Raw genomic sequence first — 17,880 nt, 5'->3', positions numbered from 1 at the left:
GATAATTCCTTACTGGCTGTAAGGGATATTAACCATAAATATATTGTAGTAGAAAGGATTACGTTTCTTTCGAGGAAGATTGGGATGATGATGACGACGATGATGAGCCGGAAGAGACAGAAAATGTTGTATCAGAGGAGACATTTTCGAACGTAGAGAATCTGAAGCTTGATATCGGTGCAAGTGAGGTACAGATCAAGACGGGGACGGATGATAAGATCCATGTGGATGATTCCAGGATGAAAACGGAAAATGTAGTGCAGAAAAGACTGTCCGATGACAGGAAAACTCTGGAAATAACAACGAAAAAGCGCAGCAGTTTCGATTTCAAAAATGTGAGAAACGTAAAGGGAACACTTGTGATCTATCTTCCAAGAGATTACAAGTTCGATCAGGTGGACATGGAATATGGTGCAGTAACAGCAGAGATCGATGGACTAAATGCGAAAAGCCTTAAGATTGAAAGCGGGGCATCAGGCTGTACAATAAAAAATGCAGATATAGAGGAGTTAGATGTAGAAACAGGTGCCGGAAGTCTGGATTTTTATGGAACAGTGGAAAAAGAAGTGGACATTGACTGTGGTGCTGGAAGCGTCACACTGAATCTGGAAGGAAAAGTGGAGGATTATAATTATGAACTGGATAGCAGTGCCGGTTCGGTAGAAATTGGAGAAGATATAGATCTTCGCGGCTTAAGCACAGAGAAGTCAATCGATAATGGCAGTAAACGCACGATTGAGATATCGAACGGAGCAGGCAGCGTGGAGATCTGTTTCCATTAGAATTAACATAGACAGAAAAATGTATCAGATGAAACACATATATAATAGAAGAAACACAAAAATAGGAGAAACTTTTAGGAGGAATTTTTATGGAACAGAAAAGATTATACAGATCCGTAACAAACCGTAAGATCTGCGGTGTATGTGGAGGCCTTGGAGAATATTTTAATATCGATCCTACATTGATCCGGCTTGGAGGTGTTTTGCTGGCTTGCGTAAGCTGTGGGACTGCCGTGGTTGCCTATTTTGTTGCAGCAGTTATCATTCCGGATCCGGAATAAAAAATAAGAGAGCTTTGCCGATAAAGAAAAGGCAGAAGGAGAAGAAGTCGGAAGTAATGTTTTCGGCTTCTTTTATAATAATCAGGTATAAATGTATAAAATCCGTAATTGGGGAAACACTCTGAAAAAGGAGTTGAAAGGTATGAAAAGCACAAAGACAAAGAAAATCAGACGCGAAGATATCCCCAATCTGGAAACAAGTGAGCGGGTAAAATACGAGATTGCGGAGGAGCTTGGACTTCTCGATAAGGTTCTGGAAGATGGCTGGAAGAGTCTGTCATCAAAAGAAACCGGGCGGATCGGAGGAATCATTTCAAAAAAATCCAGGAAGAATGAGACTGGGAATTTACAATAATATTACAAATTTTAAAAAATGTGAATATTTTGCAACGTTTGTTGAAAAAGCACTGTATGTTTGATATAATCGCTTGACCGCAAAAACCGAGAAAATGGAACGGGTGAGGCAAATGAATGAAAAAATGAACGTACTGGACGTACAGCTTGATAACTGTACGGCAAAAGATGCGATGAAGATCATTGCAGAATATATGCAGACAGAAGAACTTAACACAGTAGATATTGTTACGGTGGATACCCTGATGAGAGCGACACAGCTTGACGGTATGAAAGAAGAGCTGGAGAAACTGGATCTTCTGCTTCCGGGAGATATGGCGATTCTTGAAGCTGCAAAGATCACAGATAGAAAGCGGATCCAGGAGATGGAGGATCAGACGATGCTGAAGATGGTATTCCATTATTTTCATAAGAACCGCTGTAAGATATTTATACTGGCAGGATCTGAGGAAGAAGGAGACAGACTGCAGGGCTATCTGCATGAGGCATACAGTGGGATTCAGGTTGTCGGTATGAAAGCAGTACCGGCAGACGAAAGTGAAGATGACAGGATCACCAATCTGGTCAACGGCGGAGAAGTAGACTGTGTGATTGCCAGCATGGATTTCCCTTGGCAGGAACAGTTTGTTTACCGGTGCAAAGAGCAGCTGAATACCAGAATGTGGTTTGGAACAGGACATAGTATTGCTTCCTTTGCAAATGGTGAGAACTGGGCAGATCACCTGAAAAATTTTATCGGTAAAAGGATTTTAAAACGGGAGATCAAAAAAGAGCAAAAAAGAAAAGAAGTATAATTGAAGCGACAAAAGACTGAAAATAATAAAAAAAATCAAAAAATCTTTTTTGATAGAATAAATTTTATAATAAACTCAATTGAGGAAATGCATAAAAAAATGTGATTTCCTCTTTATTTTTTTGGTAATATGTATTAAAGTATTATATGTATATGGCTAAGTCCACAGTTGCGGGGGATGAAGATTGTACAAAGTGTATAGAACCACGGAGGATGGAGGAGAGAGAATATGATATCAAATCAGATACTGCAGAATACGATTGAAGGGTTGAAATCAATTACAAGGATTGATCTTGGAGTGATGGATACAGATGGAAAGACTTTGGCGACAACATTTCCGGAGCCTGGAGATTATGAGAATGCCGTTCTTTCGTTTGTAGAATCTCCGGCAGAAAGCCAGGTGATTCAGGGGTATCAGTTTTTCAAAATTTATGATGAACACCAGCTGGAGTACATTCTGATCGCCAATGGCGGCAGTGAAGATGTTTATATGGTTGGCAAGATTGCAGCCTTCCAGATCCAGAATCTTCTGGTAGCATATAAGGAGCGTTTTGACAAGGATAATTTCATCAAAAACCTCCTTCTTGACAACCTTCTTCTGGTGGATATTTATAATCGCGCCAAAAAATTACATATTGACACAGAGGTAAAACGTGATATCTTTATAGTTGAGACTTCTCGGGAGAGAGATGTCAGTGCGCTTGACAGTCTCCGTTCTGTTCTGGGTGGAAAGGGCAAGGACTTTATTACAGCTGTTGATGAGAAGAACATCATCGTAGTAAAAGAATTAGGTCCTGGCGATGGATATCCGGAGATGGACAAGACTGCGCATGAGATTCTTGATCTTCTGAAAGCAGAAGGAGAAGAGAATGTCCGTATCGCATATGGTACGATCGTCAATGACATCAAAGAAGTATCCAAGTCTTACAAAGAAGCGAAGCTTGCGCTCGATGTAGGAAAGATTTTCTTCGACGAGAAGGAAGTTATTGCATATAGTGCGCTTGGAATCGGACGACTGATCTATCAGCTCCCAATTCCGCTCTGCAAGATGTTTATCCGCGAAATTTTTGAGGGGAAATCTCCGGACGAATTTGATGAAGAGACGCTCACGACCATCAATAAGTTCTTTGAGAACAGCCTGAATGTTTCCGAGACATCAAGACAGCTGTATATTCACAGAAATACACTGGTGTACCGTCTTGACAAACTGCAGAAGAGCACAGGACTGGATCTGCGCGTATTTGAGGACGCAATCACATTCAAGATCGCGCTGATGGTAGTCAAATATATGAAATACATGGAAACACTGGAGTATTAAGTTATATCGGAGTATGGATAATTAGGAGGAGCATATGATAGAACTTAAAGAAGTTACCAAGGAATACTCGAAGGGTATTGCTGCACTCAATGGTATCAACCTTCGGATCGAACAGGGAGAGTTCGTATTCGTAGTTGGAGACAGCGGTTCCGGAAAGTCCACGTTGATACGTCTTCTGATGAAGGAGATCGAACCAACGTCAGGTACGATTATTGTCAACGGTCAGAATCTGAATCGTATGAAACATCGCCAGATTCCGCAGTACAGAAGAGGAATCGGCGTTGTATTCCAGGATTTCAGACTTCTGAAAGACCGCAATATTTATGAGAATATTGCATTTGCACAGCGGGTTACAGAAAAATCAACCCGTGTCATCAAAAAGAAAGTGCCGGCGGCTCTGTCACTGGTCGGACTGGCACAGAAGTACAAAGCATTCCCGAAGGAATTGTCCGGTGGAGAACAGCAGAGAGTTGCAATTGCCAGAGCTGTTGTAAATGAGCCTGCCATTTTGCTGGCTGACGAACCGACAGGAAACCTGGATCCAACCAACTCATGGGAGATCATGAAACTTCTTGAAGAAGCGAACGAGAGAGGAACTACAGTTCTGGTAGTTACTCACAACCAGGAAATTGTAAACGAGATGAAAAAGCGCGTTATTACGATGAAGAAGGGTGTCATTGTCAGCGACGAACAAGAAGGTGGGTATAAGCATGAGGATTAGTACAGTTGGATACTCCGTGAAACAGGGAGTTAAGAATATTGGAAGAAATAAGATGTTTTCACTGGCATCTGTTGCAACTATGGCTGCATGTATCTTTGTGTTCGGACTGTTTTTCTCAATTATTATGAACTTCCAGTATATTGTACACAAAGCAGAAGAAGGCGTGGCAATCACTGTATTTTTTAATGATGATGCAACGCAGGAGCAGATTGATAATATTGGCGCACAGCTTAAAAAGCAGGATGGTGTAAAAGAGATCAAGTATGTGTCTGCGGACGAAGCATGGGAGACATTTAAAGATCAGTATTTTGGCGAATCAAGTGATCTTGCAGAAGGATTTAAAAATGATAACCCTCTGGCAGGATCTGACAACTATGAAGTATATATGACAGATGTGGCTTCACAGAAGAAGCTGGTTTCTTTTGCGGAAAGCCTTGATGGGGTTCGCAAGGTTAACAAATCAGATACCGTAGCCAATACACTGAACAGCGTGAACAAGCTGGTATGGTATGTATCGGTTGTTATCATCGCGATTCTTCTGGCAGTATCCATTTTCCTGATCAGCAATACGGTCACAATGGGTATTACTGTCCGAAGGGAAGAGATTGCAATTATGAAATATATCGGTGCGAAGGATGGTTTTGTACGGGCACCGTTCATCATTGAAGGTATCCTGATCGGTCTTGTCGGTGCGGCGATTCCGCTTGGTATCCTTTATGTACTTTATAATAAAGCAATTACTTATATTCTTACAAAATTCAGTCTGCTGAATAATATTCTGGATTTCCTTCCGGTGGGGCAGGTATACAAGACACTGCTTCCGGTCGGACTTTTACTGGGAATCGGAATTGGTTTTGTGGGAAGTTTCTTTACGATTAGAAAGCACTTAAGAGTCTAGTCGCATAATATTTAAGGGAGACGAATATGATAAGAGGGAAAAAGATACTTGGGGCGTTACTGACGTTTACGCTTTGCTTCAGTATGGTAATTCCGGCACAGGCTGATGATATTTCGGATGCGAAAAAGAAGCAGCAGGAGCTGGAACAGCAGAAGAATACGGCTGAGGCGGAGAAGTCGGAACTTTCTTCTGAACTGGATTCCATTGTATCAAAGATGGAGAAGACACAGTCAGATCTGACTGCAAAAGAGACGGAGATCAATGATGCAGAGACAGAGCTGGTAACTGCGAAAGCCAACGAAGATGACCAGTACCAGACGATGAAGCTACGTATCAAGTATATGTATGAGAACGGGAGCAATGAATTCCTGGAGATCCTGATGGAAGCTAACAGTATTGCAGATCTGCTGAACAAAGCAGAATACATCAACAAGATTTCCAAATGTGACCGTGAACTTCTTGTAGAATACGAAGATACAAGAAAAGATGTCGAGAACAGAGAAAATGCACTTAAAAAAGAGTATGCAGAGCTGGAAAGCCTGCAGGATGAACTTGCAGGAGAACAGGCAAACGTAGAAAAGCTTCTTGCTGATAAGAACATTCAGATCAATAACCTGACATCTGAGATCAGCAGTAATGCTGACAAGCTGAAGCAGCTGATTGCAGAAGCAGAGGCGGCAGAAGCCCGCAGAAAAGAAGCAGAAGCAACGGCAGCCGCTCAGGCTGCACAGGCAGCGGCGGCAGCTCAGGCATCAGCTTCGTCAGGCACAAGTAGTTCAGGCAATACGAGCAGCAATGCAAGTGCAACGGGAACCGGATCACTTACACATCCGGTACCGGGAGCAGCGATTACCAGTGGCTTTGGCGGACGTGTGGCACCGACTGCAGGTGCAACAACCGGTCATGACGGAATCGATTATGGTGCAGGATACGGAGCTGCGGTTTATGCGGCTGATTCTGGAACTGTTATTACCGCACAGTACAATAGTGCACGTGGAAATTACATCGTAATCAATCACGGTAATGGAATGCAGACATGGTATCAGCATCTGAGTTCGATGAATGTTAGCGTGGGACAGACGGTGGCAAGAGGTCAGGTGATCGGAAATGTCGGTACGACCGGAATTTCCACAGGACCACATCTTCACTTTGAAGTTCATGTAGGTGGTGTACCGGTCAATCCACTGAACTATCTGTAAGATAATACATAACAGGTATGAAAGAGTAAATGATGGAAAATAATAAAAAGAATTTTTGGAAGGGGGCGCTTACAGGCGCCCTCGCCATGTTTATGGTAGGTGCTGCGGCACTTGGAATTATGAATGTCGCAGGTGTAGACCTTGGGACCAGTCAGGAAAAGGTCGTAAATGCGCAGGAAGAGAAAAAACTGAATAAACTGAAAAAGCTGATTGATGAAAATTATCTTTATACAGATGATTTGAAAGAAGAAGATCTGGAGAACGGACTTTACAGTGGATACATTAATGCACTGGGAGATCCGTATTCTGTATATTATGATGAAGAACAGACCAGATCCCTGCAGGAATCAACTTCGGGAGAGTATTCGGGAATCGGAGTTGTTTTTTCGCAGAATCAGGAAACTAAGGTGATCACTGCAGTTCAGGTTTATGAGAACAGCCCGGCGAATGAAGCAGGTATCCAGGCAAATGATATTCTGTATAAGGTCGGAGATAAGGATGTAAGTGGAACGGATCTTTCCGATGTTGTACAGCTGATCCGCGGTGTAGAGAATACGACTGTTGATATCACAGTCCTGCGTGGGGATGATGCGAAGGAAGTGACAATGACGGTTACCCGGAGAAAAATCCAGGTGGAGACAGTCAAGTCTGAAATGAAGGATGACCAGATCGGTTATATCCGGGTTACGGAATTTGACAGTGTGACCTATGACCAGTTCAAGAGTGCACTCGGCAGTCTGGAGGACCAGGGGATGAAAGGACTTGTGGTTGATCTTCGGGCGAATCCGGGAGGCAATCTTGCGACAGTCACACAGATGCTGGATCTGCTGCTGCCAAAAGGTACGATCGTGTCAACAAAAGACAAGAGTGGTCACGAAGAGGTGATCTCATCGGATGATGAACACCAGTTTACGAAGCCGATGTCGGTTGTTGTTGACGGCAACAGTGCAAGTGCTTCCGAGATTTTTGCCGGAGCGATCCAGGACTACGGACTTGGATCGATCGTCGGAACAACAACTTACGGAAAAGGAATCGTTCAGCAGATTTTTGATCTTGGAGATGGAACCTGTGTGAAGCTGACAATGGCTGAGTACTATACTCCGAATGGAAGAAATATTCACAAAAAAGGAATTACGCCGGACGTAGAAGTTGAATATCAGCAGGATGAGAATAATCCGGATGCAGATAATCAGCTTGATGCAGCATTGGAACAGGTGAGAAATAAAATCAATCAATAACAGAAATCCGGAGGGAATGCCGAAAACGGCATTCCCTTTTAGTTTTTAATATGATATCATAAGTAAAGAATATTTTTTTTCAGGTAACAAAAGGACAATACTTTCTGTTACAGCAAAAATATAAATAGAAAACTGGAGGGAATAAGATGATTAACAAATTAGTCGCTAACATTAAAAAAACAGGAGCACCTATCGTTGTCGGACTGGATCCGATGCTTTCCTATGTACCAGAGCAGGTACAGAAAAAGGCATTTGCAGAGTATGGAGAGACTTTGGAAGGAGCAGCAGAAGCTATCTGGCAGTTCAACAAAGAGATCGTGGATAAGACTTATGATCTGATCCCGGCAGTTAAACCGCAGATCGCTATGTACGAACAGTTCGGAATTCCGGGACTTCAGGCATTCAAGAAGACGGTAGACTACTGTAAAGAAAAAGGACTTGTTGTCATCGGAGATATCAAGAGAGGTGATATCGGTTCTACTTCAGCAGCATATGCTGTTGGACATCTTGGAAAAGTTCAGGTAGGAAGCAAATCCTATGTACCGTTCGATGAAGATTTCGCTACTGTGAATCCGTATCTTGGATCTGACGGAGTAAAGCCATTTATCGAAGTATGTAAAGAAGAGAAGAAAGGTCTTTTTATCCTTGTTAAGACATCCAATCCATCCAGTGGAGAATTCCAGGATCGGTTGATCGATGGCCGTCCGCTTTACGAACTGGTCGGAGAAAAGGTTGCCGAGTGGGGAGCAGACTGCATGGGTGATGATTATAGCTACATCGGAGCAGTTGTGGGAGCTACTTATCCGGAGATGGGAAAAGTCCTTCGTAAAGTAATGCCGAAATCCTACATTCTGGTTCCGGGATACGGTGCACAAGGTGGAAAAGGAAAAGATCTGGTTCATTTCTTCAATGAAGATGGACTTGGAGCAATCGTAAACTCATCCAGAGGAATCATTGCAGCATATAAACAGGAAGCTTATGCAAAATACGGTGCAGAGAACTTTGGAGATGCATCCCGTGCCGCAGTAGAAGCCATGGTAGCAGATATCAAAGGCGCGCTTGAGAACAGATAAGAGAAAAGAATGAGCCGGTGTGACAGAAGCTTCTGACATACCGGCAAATCCGGATTATAGGAGAATAGAAGATGACTACAAAGAAAAAAGAACAGGCAAAGGTTGTATCGCAGGAGCAGCTTGCTGATGGAATCTTCAGTATGTGGATCCAGACAGAAGCAGCAGGGAGTGCAAGACCGGGGCAGTTTATTTCCATGTATACCAATGATGGAAGCAAGCTTCTTCCACGCCCGATCAGTATCTGTGAGATCGATAAAGAAGGTGGAAAACTTCGTGTGGTTTACCGTGTAACAGGGGAAAAAACCGGAACAGAAGAATTTTCACAGATGAAGGCAGGAGATACAATTCCGGTGATCGGACCACTTGGTAATGGATTCCCATTTGAGAAGGCCGAAGGAAAGAAGGTATTTCTGATGGGAGGAGGAATCGGTGTGCCGCCGATCCTGGAGCTTGCAAAACAGATGGAATGTGAAAAAAAGCAGATTGTGGTTGGATACCGTGATGCACATACCTTCCTGAAAGAAGAATTTGAACAGGCAGGAGAGCTTTATATTTCAACCGAAGATGGCAGTGTCGGAACAAAAGGAAATGTCATGGATGCAATCCGTGAGAATGCGCTGGAAGCAGATATGATCTATGCCTGTGGACCAACTCCGATGCTTCGTGCGATCAAACAGTATGCAGAAACAAACGGAATCGAATGCTATATTTCTCTGGAAGAGAGAATGGCATGTGGAATCGGTGCCTGTCTTGCGTGCGTGTGCAAATCAAGGGAAAAGGATGCGCACAGCAATGTGCACAACAAACGTATCTGTAAAGACGGACCGGTATTTCTTTCTACGGAGGTGGAAATCTAATGGATATGCGTGTAAATATTGCCGGAGTAGAATGGAAGAATCCGGTAACAGTGGCATCAGGAACCTTCGGATCAGGAGAAGAGTTTTCTGAATTTGTAGATCTGAACAAGCTTGGAGCTGTGACAACAAAAGGTGTGGCAAATGTACCGTGGCCGGGCAATCCGACTCCGCGTGTAGCCGAGGTTTACGGCGGAATGATGAACGCCATAGGACTTCAGAATCCGGGAATCGATCTGTTCTGTAAAAGAGATATTCCGTATCTGAAAAACTATGATACCAAGATTATTGTGAATGTCTGCGGACATGCACCGGAAGAGTATCTTGAAGTGGTAGAACGCCTTGCGGATGAACCGATCGATATGATGGAAATCAACATTTCCTGCCCAAATGTCAATGCAGGATTCCTTGCTTTCGGACAGGATGCAAAGCATGTAGAAGAGCTGACCGGACAGATCAAGAAGATCGCAAAGCAGCCGATCATCATGAAGCTGACACCGAATGTAACCGATATTACTGAGATAGCAAAAGCGGCAGAAGCAGGCGGTGCGGACGCAGTTTCCCTGATCAATACACTGACCGGTATGAAGATTGATATCAATCGCAAGACATTTGCAGTGGCAAATAAGACCGGAGGTGTATCAGGACCGATCGTCAAACCGATCGCTGTCCGCATGGTATATCAGGTAGCACAGGCAGTGAACATCCCAATCATCGGGATGGGCGGTATTTCCTGCGCAGAAGATGCGATCGAGTTCCTTCTTGCAGGAGCAAATGCCGTATCCGTAGGAACAGCCAACTTTCACAATCCGGCAGTGACGATGGAAGTGATCGATGGAATTGAAGCCTACATGAAGAAGAATGGCTTTGAGTCTGTGAAAGATATGGTTGGAATTGTAAAATAAAGAACATATAAGAGATGGAGGATAAATAAAATGGAAAGCTACAAACAGGAATTTATTGATTTTATGGTAGAAAGCCACGTGCTTAAATTTGGAGAATTTACACTGAAAAGCGGAAGAAAGTCCCCTTTCTTCATGAATGCAGGAGCTTATGTGACAGGATCACAGCTCAAAAGACTCGGTGAATATTACGCAAAAGCAATCCATGACAAATACGGGGATGATTTTGATGTATTATTCGGACCTGCTTACAAAGGAATCCCGCTTGGAGTTGTAACCGCGATCGCTTACAGTGAATTATACGGAAAAGAGATCCGTTACTGCTCAGACCGTAAAGAAGAAAAAGATCACGGAGCAGATAAGGGAAGCTTCCTCGGAAGCAAGCTTCAGGACGGAGACCGCGTGGTTATGATCGAAGATGTTACCACATCCGGCAAATCCATGGAAGAGACTGTACCGAAGGTAAGAGGAGCCGCTGATGTAACAATTGTTGGACTGATGGTATCCCTTGACCGTATGGAAGTAGGAAAAGGCGGTGTGAAATGCGCACTCGATGAAGTAAAGGATCTTTACGGATTTGAAACTAATGCAATCGTAACCATGAAGGATGTAGTAGAGCATCTGTACAACAAACCATGCAATGGTGAAATTGTTATCGATGACAAGATCAAGGCTGCAATCGACGCATACTATGAGCAGTATGGTGCAAAATAAGGAGGAGTTACAGTGACAGAAAAGACATATAAGGTGATGGGACTTGCCGGCGGTGCCAATATTGCGATCGGAATTATTTCTATTGTTGTTGGTGTGACAACCGGGATCATTTTGCTTGTCAGCGGTGGAAAGCTGCTTGGTGCGAAAAAGGGACTGACATTTTAGGAAGGGCGCTTTAAGTTGAAAGCAAAGAACAGAAAAAGACTTCGGGTTCTTGGGAAGATTTTATTTGTCCTGTATATTGGATTTTTATTTTACTTTCTGATTTTTTCTGACTGGTATGGACGGGAAGGAACCGGGGAATATCATTATAACCTGGTTCTTTTCTGTGAAATAAAAAGATTTTGGCTGTATCGAGATGTTTTGGGATGGGTATCTTATGCAAATCTGTTCGGAAATGTCCTGATTTTCATACCATTTGGATTTTTTATGCCGATGGCAAGCCGGTATCGCAGCTTTTTTCTTACCCTTTTCTACAGTTTTGGAGTGAGCTTCTTTGTGGAGTGCTTTCAGCTGGTAACAAGAGTGGGGAGTTTTGATGTGGATGATATGCTGCTCAACACCCTTGGCGGTGTGATCGGGTATATCGTCTTCGCGATTTGTAATATGATAAGGAGATGGCACGATGCGAAGCAGGAGAGATAAAAAAAGAGCACGCGAAAGAGATCGAAATAAAAGAAGCCGGAAGTATGGTCAGATAAAAAGAAAGCATTCCCGCAAGGGAATCTGGTCCTGTGTGATGGCAGTACTTGTTACGGCAGTGATAGCGGGATTGATTGTAATGGCATTTATGAATAAAGGGAAATCAGCAGCAATGGCAGGAAGCTTTGGGGTTTTCGATATGATTCTTGCCTGCATCGGTATTGTAACGGGTGTAAAAGGATTTAAAGAAAGAGATAAAAATTATCTGACCTGCAAGATCGGAATTGTTGTAAACGGACTTATTTTACTTGCCATGATCTTAGTATTTATAAGAGGATGTGTATAAATGGAAGAAAGATATAATCTGGCAATTGACAGAATGAAAGCAATAATAGAAGAAAAAACAGTAGCAGAGCCATATCGGGAGTATTTCCAGCATGTGGCTCGGTTTATTTTAAAGCTTGATGAGCTGAAACAGAATGTGGAAAGCGGAAAGCAGAAAGAGATGTCAGAAGAAGAGCTGCAGGAAGAGATGAAGGATCTTTATGCAGACGAACTGGAAGCAAACTATGAGAAATCTTATGCAAATCCGGCTTATGCGGTTTTGGTACTGGGAGGAGAACTGGGAAGCTTTTTGTCTGCGGTTTACACCGAGATCCGCGGAAGCATTTCTTATGTTCAGGAACAGCGTATGGAGTATGTTGTGATCGGAGCAGAGCTTTTGATTGAAATCTACAATAAATTTGAAGAAGAAAAGCAGCCGCAGCCGGAAAGCCTGAAGGAAATCTTTTACTGGTATGCAAGTGATTACTGCGATGTATTTGCGGCAGACCGCATCAAAGACCAGATCGATCCGGAAAGAGGATGCTTCATTGTGAATATGATCATGAATGAAGATCTTTCCGATCTGCGTTATCTCTACCGTATGGGAGAATATGTTGGGGTAAATGAAAGAGAGACAGCCGCATACTTAAATTCACTTTCACAGGAGAAGATTGATAAGATGGCAGATACCTTCAGTGAAGGATACAGGATTGGTTTTGTAAATACCGGAAAAGACCTGTCAAAAAAATCTGTAGTCAACATTTACTATGCAATGGGATTTGAACGGATCGTAAAAAAAGCCATTGAGAATTTTGCCAAAATGGGATTAAAGCCGAGTATTTTCCGGACAAGTCACAGCGTGATCACAAGAGGACGCAACAGCCAGATCGGATTTTTCAATATTTCCGGCAACAAGCAGTATGTCTATGACCACAGAGATGATATCGGGCTTGTGATGGATAAACAGTATGTAGAGCGAAAGCTGGAAGTGATGCGTACCACTTACGAGCAGAATAAAGAGATTGCAGCAGGCTATGCAGGACCGGCAGTGATCGACATTTTCGGAGAAAAGACTTTTGTTCCGCAGGCTAAACCAGAGGCAGTTAAATTAAGCGAAAAGCAGGAAGAACTTCTGGTTGCGATGAATGGAAGGGCCGGACGTCTGACCAATGAATATCTTCCGGGAGATGAGAGAAGTTTTACGATCATTTCCTGGCCGGTTCCGGAAATCGGAGAGCAGTATCATGAGATCTTTGATGAAACGATCAAGATCAATACTCTGGATTACAAGCTTTACCAGAAGGTGCAGCAGACAATGATCGATGCACTGGATAAAGGAGAGTATGTAAAAGTAACAGGCTCAGGCGAAAACCAGACGGATCTGAAAGTGATGCTTCATCCGCTTGCCGATCCGGCAAAAGAGACGATCTTTGAAAACTGTGTTGCCGATGTCAATATCCCGGTAGGTGAGGTGTTCACTTCCCCGGTACTGGAAGGAACAGAAGGTACCCTTTTTGTGAGCAAGGTATTCCTTCACGGACTTCCGTATTACAATCTGAAGATCAGTTTTAAAGAAGGAAAGATCACAGAGTATACCTGCACCAATTTTGATTCAGAAGAAGAAAATAAAAAATATATTTTCGATAACATTCTGCACAATCATCAGACACTTCCGATCGGCGAGTTTGCGATCGGAACCAATACCACAGCTTATGCGGTTGCGAAGAAATATGATATTGCAGATAAATATACGATTCTGATCGCTGAAAAGACGGGACCGCATTTTGCAGTAGGGGATACCTGCTACAGCTGGGCAGAGGATGTAAAGGTTTACAATCCGGATGGAAAAGAGATTATTGCAAGAGACAACAGCATATCGATCTTGAGAAAAGAGGATCCGTCGAAAGCATATTTCCAGTGCCATACCGATATCACCATTCCTTATGATGAGCTGGGAAGCATTGTTGTAGTGGCGAAAGACGGAACAGAGACAGAAATTATCCGTGATGGACGGTTTGTTCTTCCGGGAACAGAGATCCTCAATGAACCTCTGAATTAGTATTAGTTATGGATTTTCAATAATACCAATAAGTAAAATTAAATAATGGTCAGATAAGTAACGGTTGACATACCGCAACAGACTTAGTAAAATAACTTATAAGTGGTTAGCTATTTATTAAAATACTTATAGATAAAAGAAAAGGAGATCATTATGCCAAAAGTTGGAATCGTAATGGGCAGCGACTCAGATATGAAAGTAATGGGAAAAGCTGCTGACATGCTGGAAAAGTTTGGAATCGATTATGAGATGACGATCATCTCGGCACACCGTGAGCCTGACGTATTCTATGAATATGCGAAGTCTGCAGAAGCAAAAGACTTCAAAGTAATTATTGCAGGTGCAGGTATGGCAGCACATCTTCCTGGAATGTGTGCAGCAATCTTCCCGATGCCGGTTATCGGAATCCCAATGTCAGGGAAGAATCTGGAGGGTGTCGACGCACTCTATTCAATCGTTCAGATGCCGCCTGGAATCCCGGTTGCCACAGTTGCGATCGACGGCGGAGCAAACGCAGCAATTCTGGCTGCAAAGATTCTTGCAACCTCAGATCCTGAGCTTCTTCAGAAACTGAAGGATTACACTGCAGAAATGAAAGAAACCGTCCAGAAAAAAGCAGAAAAGCTTGAAAAAATCGGACACAAAGAATATATCAAGCAGATGTAGGCATACAGATGTCAGTGAAAATACCAGGAGGATATAGAAAATGTTGGATTATAAGACAGCCGGCGTAGATATCGAGGCAGGATATAAATCAGTAGAACTTATGAAAAAGCATGTAAAAGAAACCATGAGACCGGAAGTATTAGGTGGGCTTGGTGGTTTTGCAGGTGCATTTGATTTAAGTGGAATCAAGAATATGGAAGAACCAGTACTTCTTTCCGGAACAGATGGATGTGGAACAAAGGTGAAGCTTGCATTTGTAATGGACAAGCATGATACGATCGGTATTGATGCCGTTGCCATGTGTGTGAATGATATCGCATGCTCTGGTGGAGAACCGTTATTCTTTCTGGATTATATTGCCTGTGGCAAGAATTACCCGGAAAAGATCGCTACCATCGTAAGCGGTGTGGCAGAGGGCTGCAAGCAGTCAGGATGTGCACTTGTAGGTGGAGAGACAGCAGAGCATCCGGGACTGATGCCGGAGAATGATTACGACCTTGCAGGTTTTGCAGTCGGAGTTGTAGATAAGAAAGATATTATCGATGGTTCTGATATTAAGCCAGGTGATGTACTTGTTGCAATGCCGTCTACAGGGGTTCACAGCAATGGATTTTCACTGGTTCGTAAGGTATTCGACATTACAGAAGAATCCTTAAATACATACTATGATGAATTAGGAAAGACACTTGGCGAAGCACTTCTTGCTCCGACCAGAATTTATGTAAAAGCACTGAAGAACGTAAAAGAAGCCGGTGTAAGAGTCAAAGGATGCAGCCATATCACAGGCGGTGGATTCTATGAAAATATTCCGAGAATGCTTCCGGAAGGAATCCGTGCAGTGGTAAAGAAGGACAGCTATGAAATCCCTGCAATCTTCAACCTGATCGCAAAGACTGGCAACATTGCAGAAGAGATGATGTACAATACCTTCAATATGGGTATCGGTATGGTTGTCGCTGTCGATGAAAAGGATGTAGATGCTACAATTAAGGCAATGAAAGAAGCTGGAGATGAAGCATTTGTGGTTGGTTATGTAGAAGCAGGAGAAAAAGGAGTTACTTTATGTTAAGAGTTGCTGTACTTGTATCCGGAGGCGGAACCAATCTGCAGGCAATCATTGATGCAGTGGAAAATGGCACGATCACCAATACAGAGCTGGTCGGTGTCATCAGCAATAATAAGAACGCATATGCACTCACAAGAGCCGGGAATCATCAGATCCCGGCACAGTGCGTTTCGCCGAAGGATTTTGAGACAAGAGAAGAGTTTAACAAAGTTTTTCTTGAAAAGGTAGACGAACTGAAACCGGATCTGATCGTTCTGGCGGGATTTTTGGTTGTGATCCCGGAAGAAATGATCAGCAGATACCGGAATAAGATCATCAATATCCATCCATCTCTGATTCCGTCGTTCTGCGGAACGGGATATTATGGACTGAAGGTTCATGAGGCAGCACTTGCCAGAGGGGTAAAGGTGGTTGGAGCAACCGTACATTTTGTAGACGAAGGAACGGATACCGGTCCGATCATTCTCCAGAAGGCTGTCGAAGTAGAAGAAGGCGATACACCGGAGGTTCTGCAGAGACGTGTGATGGAGCAGGCGGAGTGGAAGATCCTTCCACATGCGATCGACCTGATCGCAAATGGAAAAGTAACAGTAAAAGATGGCAGAGTGTCAATTGCCCGTTAGAGAAGGAGGAGCACCAATGAAAGTATTGATCGTAGGCGGTGGCGGAAGAGAACACGCAATTGCATATTGTGTAGCAAAGAGCAGCAAGGTAGAGAAGATGTACTGTGCACCGGGAAATGCCGGGATTGCAGAGCTTGCAGAATGCGTACCGATTGGTGCGATGGAATTTGACAAGCTGGTTACATTTGCAAAGGAAAAAGAGATCGATCTGGCAATCGTAGGAATGGATGATCCGCTGGTTGGCGGCCTTATAGATGAATTTGAAAAAGCCGGGATCCGCGCATTCGGACCAAGAAAAAATGCAGCAATCCTGGAGGGAAGCAAGGCATTTTCAAAAGATCTGATGAAAAAATATGACATCCCGACCGCAGCATATGAGAACTTTGACAATGCAGACGAAGCGCTGGCTTATCTGGAGACAGCCAAATTTCCGATCGTTCTGAAGGCAGATGGTCTGGCACTTGGAAAAGGTGTACTGATCTGTAATACGTTGGAAGAAGCAAAAGCCGGCGTGAAAGAGATCATGCTGGACAAGAAATTCGGTGCATCCGGTAATACCATGGTTGTAGAAGAATTCATGACAGGACGTGAGGTTTCTGTTCTTTCCTTTGTAGATGGAAAGACCATCAAGACTATGACAAGCGCGCAGGATCACAAGAGAGCAAAAGACGGAGATCAGGGATTGAATACCGGTGGTATGGGAACTTTCTCACCGAGTCCTTTCTATACAAAAGAAGTTGACGAATTCTGCCGGAAATATGTGTACCAGAAGACGGTAGATGCAATGGCAGCAGAGGGAAGAGAGTTCAAGGGGATCATCTTCTTCGGACTGATGCTTACCGAAGACGGACCGAAGGTTCTGGAATACAATGCCAGATTCGGAGATCCTGAGGCACAGGTTGTTCTTCCGCGTATGAAGAATGATCTGATCGATGTGATCGAAGCCTGTATCGACGGAACACTGGATCAGGTAGATCTTCAGTTTGAAGACAATGCAGCAGTCTGTGTGGTACTTGCATCTGACGGTTATCCGGTCGCTTATGAAAAAGGACTTCCGATCACAGGTCTTGACGAGTTCAAGAAGCATGAAGGATACTATTGCTTCCATGCCGGAACCAAATTCGACGGAGACCAGATCGTGACAAACGGAGGACGTGTCCTCGGTGTGACAGCCAAAGGAGCAACGCTCAAAGAGGCCCGTGCCAATGCTTACAAAGCAACCGAATGGGTTAAATTTGATAACAAATATATGCGCCACGATATCGGAAAAGCGATTGACGAGGCTTAGGAATTTAGGGCGGGATCTTTCTTATTCAGAGGGATTTCGCCTTTTTTGAGTTAAGTGAAAAATTTAATCTTTAAGAAGTTCTAAA

At 43.4% G+C, this 17,880-nt stretch carries 21 protein-coding genes; all 21 read left to right on the top strand.

The window, feature by feature from the left end; genetic code table 11:
- Positions 1-38: 38 nt before the first annotated feature.
- The gene (locus PGU50_RS14165; RefSeq protein WP_330672555.1) at positions 39-782 is read left to right on the top strand and encodes a DUF4097 family beta strand repeat-containing protein; all 744 of its coding nucleotides are present in this window, start codon (positions 39-41) and stop codon (positions 780-782) included.
- A gap of 89 nt (positions 783-871) precedes the next feature.
- Positions 872-1,063 carry a PspC domain-containing protein gene (locus PGU50_RS14160; RefSeq protein ID WP_008372894.1) on the top strand — a complete coding sequence of 64 codons (192 nt, stop codon included), beginning with the start codon at positions 872-874 and terminating at the stop codon, positions 1,061-1,063.
- A 142-nt stretch (positions 1,064-1,205) separates the two neighbouring features.
- The gene (locus PGU50_RS14155) at positions 1,206-1,418 is read left to right on the top strand and encodes a small, acid-soluble spore protein, alpha/beta type (protein WP_022220993.1); all 213 of its coding nucleotides are present in this window, start codon (positions 1,206-1,208) and stop codon (positions 1,416-1,418) included.
- Positions 1,419-1,530: 112 nt separating this feature from the next.
- Entirely contained in the window at positions 1,531-2,211 is a 681-nt protein-coding gene (locus tag PGU50_RS14150; protein WP_022220992.1) for a WecB/TagA/CpsF family glycosyltransferase, read from the top strand.
- Positions 2,212-2,439: 228 nt separating this feature from the next.
- Positions 2,440-3,528 carry a PucR family transcriptional regulator gene (locus PGU50_RS14145; RefSeq protein ID WP_055156356.1) on the top strand — a complete coding sequence of 363 codons (1,089 nt, stop codon included), beginning with the start codon at positions 2,440-2,442 and terminating at the stop codon, positions 3,526-3,528.
- A gap of 34 nt (positions 3,529-3,562) precedes the next feature.
- Positions 3,563-4,249, top strand: a complete 687-nt coding sequence (ftsE, locus tag PGU50_RS14140) for a cell division ATP-binding protein FtsE (RefSeq protein ID WP_008372900.1) — start codon at positions 3,563-3,565, stop codon at positions 4,247-4,249.
- Entirely contained in the window at positions 4,239-5,147 is a 909-nt protein-coding gene (gene ftsX / locus PGU50_RS14135) for a permease-like cell division protein FtsX (protein WP_118199623.1), read from the top strand. Before ftsE ends, ftsX begins: the two co-directional genes overlap by 11 nt.
- Positions 5,148-5,173: 26 nt before the next feature.
- Complete coding sequence (locus PGU50_RS14130) at positions 5,174-6,346, top strand: murein hydrolase activator EnvC family protein (RefSeq protein WP_270247242.1); 1,173 nt, start codon at positions 5,174-5,176, stop codon at positions 6,344-6,346.
- Positions 6,347-6,375: 29 nt separating this feature from the next.
- Positions 6,376-7,584 (top strand): S41 family peptidase, encoded by a 1,209-nt coding sequence (locus tag PGU50_RS14125; protein WP_442872533.1) that lies wholly within the window; start codon positions 6,376-6,378, stop codon positions 7,582-7,584.
- A gap of 146 nt (positions 7,585-7,730) precedes the next feature.
- The gene (gene pyrF, locus PGU50_RS14120; RefSeq protein WP_117557768.1) at positions 7,731-8,657 is read left to right on the top strand and encodes an orotidine-5'-phosphate decarboxylase; all 927 of its coding nucleotides are present in this window, start codon (positions 7,731-7,733) and stop codon (positions 8,655-8,657) included.
- A 71-nt stretch (positions 8,658-8,728) separates the two neighbouring features.
- Entirely contained in the window at positions 8,729-9,514 is a 786-nt protein-coding gene (locus tag PGU50_RS14115) for a dihydroorotate dehydrogenase electron transfer subunit (protein WP_270247240.1), read from the top strand.
- Positions 9,514-10,416 carry a dihydroorotate dehydrogenase gene (locus PGU50_RS14110; RefSeq protein ID WP_270247239.1) on the top strand — a complete coding sequence of 301 codons (903 nt, stop codon included), beginning with the start codon at positions 9,514-9,516 and terminating at the stop codon, positions 10,414-10,416. The genes PGU50_RS14115 and PGU50_RS14110 overlap by 1 nt, the downstream gene beginning before the upstream one ends.
- Before the next feature lie 30 nt (positions 10,417-10,446).
- The gene (pyrE, locus tag PGU50_RS14105; protein WP_008372917.1) at positions 10,447-11,127 is read left to right on the top strand and encodes an orotate phosphoribosyltransferase; all 681 of its coding nucleotides are present in this window, start codon (positions 10,447-10,449) and stop codon (positions 11,125-11,127) included.
- Between the two features lie 12 nt (positions 11,128-11,139).
- Positions 11,140-11,292 (top strand): hypothetical protein, encoded by a 153-nt coding sequence (locus PGU50_RS14100; protein WP_008372918.1) that lies wholly within the window; start codon positions 11,140-11,142, stop codon positions 11,290-11,292.
- A 15-nt stretch (positions 11,293-11,307) separates the two neighbouring features.
- Entirely contained in the window at positions 11,308-11,772 is a 465-nt protein-coding gene (locus PGU50_RS14095; RefSeq protein WP_008372920.1) for a VanZ family protein, read from the top strand.
- Positions 11,753-12,115, top strand: a complete 363-nt coding sequence (locus tag PGU50_RS14090) for a DUF6142 family protein (protein WP_270247237.1) — start codon at positions 11,753-11,755, stop codon at positions 12,113-12,115. Before PGU50_RS14095 ends, PGU50_RS14090 begins: the two co-directional genes overlap by 20 nt.
- Positions 12,116-14,152: an aminopeptidase gene (locus PGU50_RS14085; RefSeq protein WP_055156369.1), complete on the top strand. Its 2,037-nt coding sequence runs from the start codon at positions 12,116-12,118 to the stop codon at positions 14,150-14,152.
- Positions 14,153-14,305: 153 nt separating this feature from the next.
- Complete coding sequence (gene purE / locus PGU50_RS14080) at positions 14,306-14,818, top strand: 5-(carboxyamino)imidazole ribonucleotide mutase (protein WP_008372927.1); 513 nt, start codon at positions 14,306-14,308, stop codon at positions 14,816-14,818.
- A 43-nt stretch (positions 14,819-14,861) separates the two neighbouring features.
- Positions 14,862-15,887: a phosphoribosylformylglycinamidine cyclo-ligase gene (purM, locus tag PGU50_RS14075; RefSeq protein WP_055156423.1), complete on the top strand. Its 1,026-nt coding sequence runs from the start codon at positions 14,862-14,864 to the stop codon at positions 15,885-15,887.
- A complete protein-coding gene (gene purN, locus PGU50_RS14070) occupies positions 15,881-16,507 on the top strand; it encodes a phosphoribosylglycinamide formyltransferase (RefSeq protein WP_022220988.1) in 627 nt (208 codons plus the stop codon). The genes purM and purN overlap by 7 nt, the downstream gene beginning before the upstream one ends.
- A gap of 16 nt (positions 16,508-16,523) precedes the next feature.
- Positions 16,524-17,795: a phosphoribosylamine--glycine ligase gene (gene purD, locus PGU50_RS14065; protein WP_022220987.1), complete on the top strand. Its 1,272-nt coding sequence runs from the start codon at positions 16,524-16,526 to the stop codon at positions 17,793-17,795.
- Positions 17,796-17,880: the final 85 nt, after the last annotated feature.

Origin of the sequence: Coprococcus sp. AM11-30B (genome assembly GCF_027674365.1) — a bacterium.
Taxonomy (GTDB): domain Bacteria; phylum Bacillota; class Clostridia; order Lachnospirales; family Lachnospiraceae; genus Allocoprococcus; species Allocoprococcus comes.
This window is presented reverse-complemented; position numbering and strand designations above follow the sequence as displayed.

Bases quoted from the DNA above. Each gene is read 5' to 3' on its own strand.
- PGU50_RS14160 (WP_008372894.1), top strand. From the start codon at position 872: ATGGAACAGAAAAGATTATACAGATCCGTAACAAACCGTAAGATCTGC.
- PGU50_RS14155 (WP_022220993.1), top strand. From the start codon at position 1,206: ATGAAAAGCACAAAGACAAAGAAAATCAGACGCGAAGATATCCCCAAT.
- PGU50_RS14150 (WP_022220992.1), top strand. From the start codon at position 1,531: ATGAATGAAAAAATGAACGTACTGGACGTACAGCTTGATAACTGTACG.
- PGU50_RS14145 (WP_055156356.1), top strand. From the start codon at position 2,440: ATGATATCAAATCAGATACTGCAGAATACGATTGAAGGGTTGAAATCA.
- ftsE (WP_008372900.1), top strand. From the start codon at position 3,563: ATGATAGAACTTAAAGAAGTTACCAAGGAATACTCGAAGGGTATTGCT.
- ftsX (WP_118199623.1), top strand. From the start codon at position 4,239: ATGAGGATTAGTACAGTTGGATACTCCGTGAAACAGGGAGTTAAGAAT.
- PGU50_RS14130 (WP_270247242.1), top strand. From the start codon at position 5,174: ATGATAAGAGGGAAAAAGATACTTGGGGCGTTACTGACGTTTACGCTT.
- PGU50_RS14125 (WP_442872533.1), top strand. From the start codon at position 6,376: ATGATGGAAAATAATAAAAAGAATTTTTGGAAGGGGGCGCTTACAGGC.
- pyrF (WP_117557768.1), top strand. From the start codon at position 7,731: ATGATTAACAAATTAGTCGCTAACATTAAAAAAACAGGAGCACCTATC.
- PGU50_RS14115 (WP_270247240.1), top strand. From the start codon at position 8,729: ATGACTACAAAGAAAAAAGAACAGGCAAAGGTTGTATCGCAGGAGCAG.
- PGU50_RS14110 (WP_270247239.1), top strand. From the start codon at position 9,514: ATGGATATGCGTGTAAATATTGCCGGAGTAGAATGGAAGAATCCGGTA.
- pyrE (WP_008372917.1), top strand. From the start codon at position 10,447: ATGGAAAGCTACAAACAGGAATTTATTGATTTTATGGTAGAAAGCCAC.
- PGU50_RS14090 (WP_270247237.1), top strand. From the start codon at position 11,753: ATGCGAAGCAGGAGAGATAAAAAAAGAGCACGCGAAAGAGATCGAAAT.
- PGU50_RS14085 (WP_055156369.1), top strand. From the start codon at position 12,116: ATGGAAGAAAGATATAATCTGGCAATTGACAGAATGAAAGCAATAATA.
- purE (WP_008372927.1), top strand. From the start codon at position 14,306: ATGCCAAAAGTTGGAATCGTAATGGGCAGCGACTCAGATATGAAAGTA.
- purN (WP_022220988.1), top strand. From the start codon at position 15,881: ATGTTAAGAGTTGCTGTACTTGTATCCGGAGGCGGAACCAATCTGCAG.
- purD (WP_022220987.1), top strand. From the start codon at position 16,524: ATGAAAGTATTGATCGTAGGCGGTGGCGGAAGAGAACACGCAATTGCA.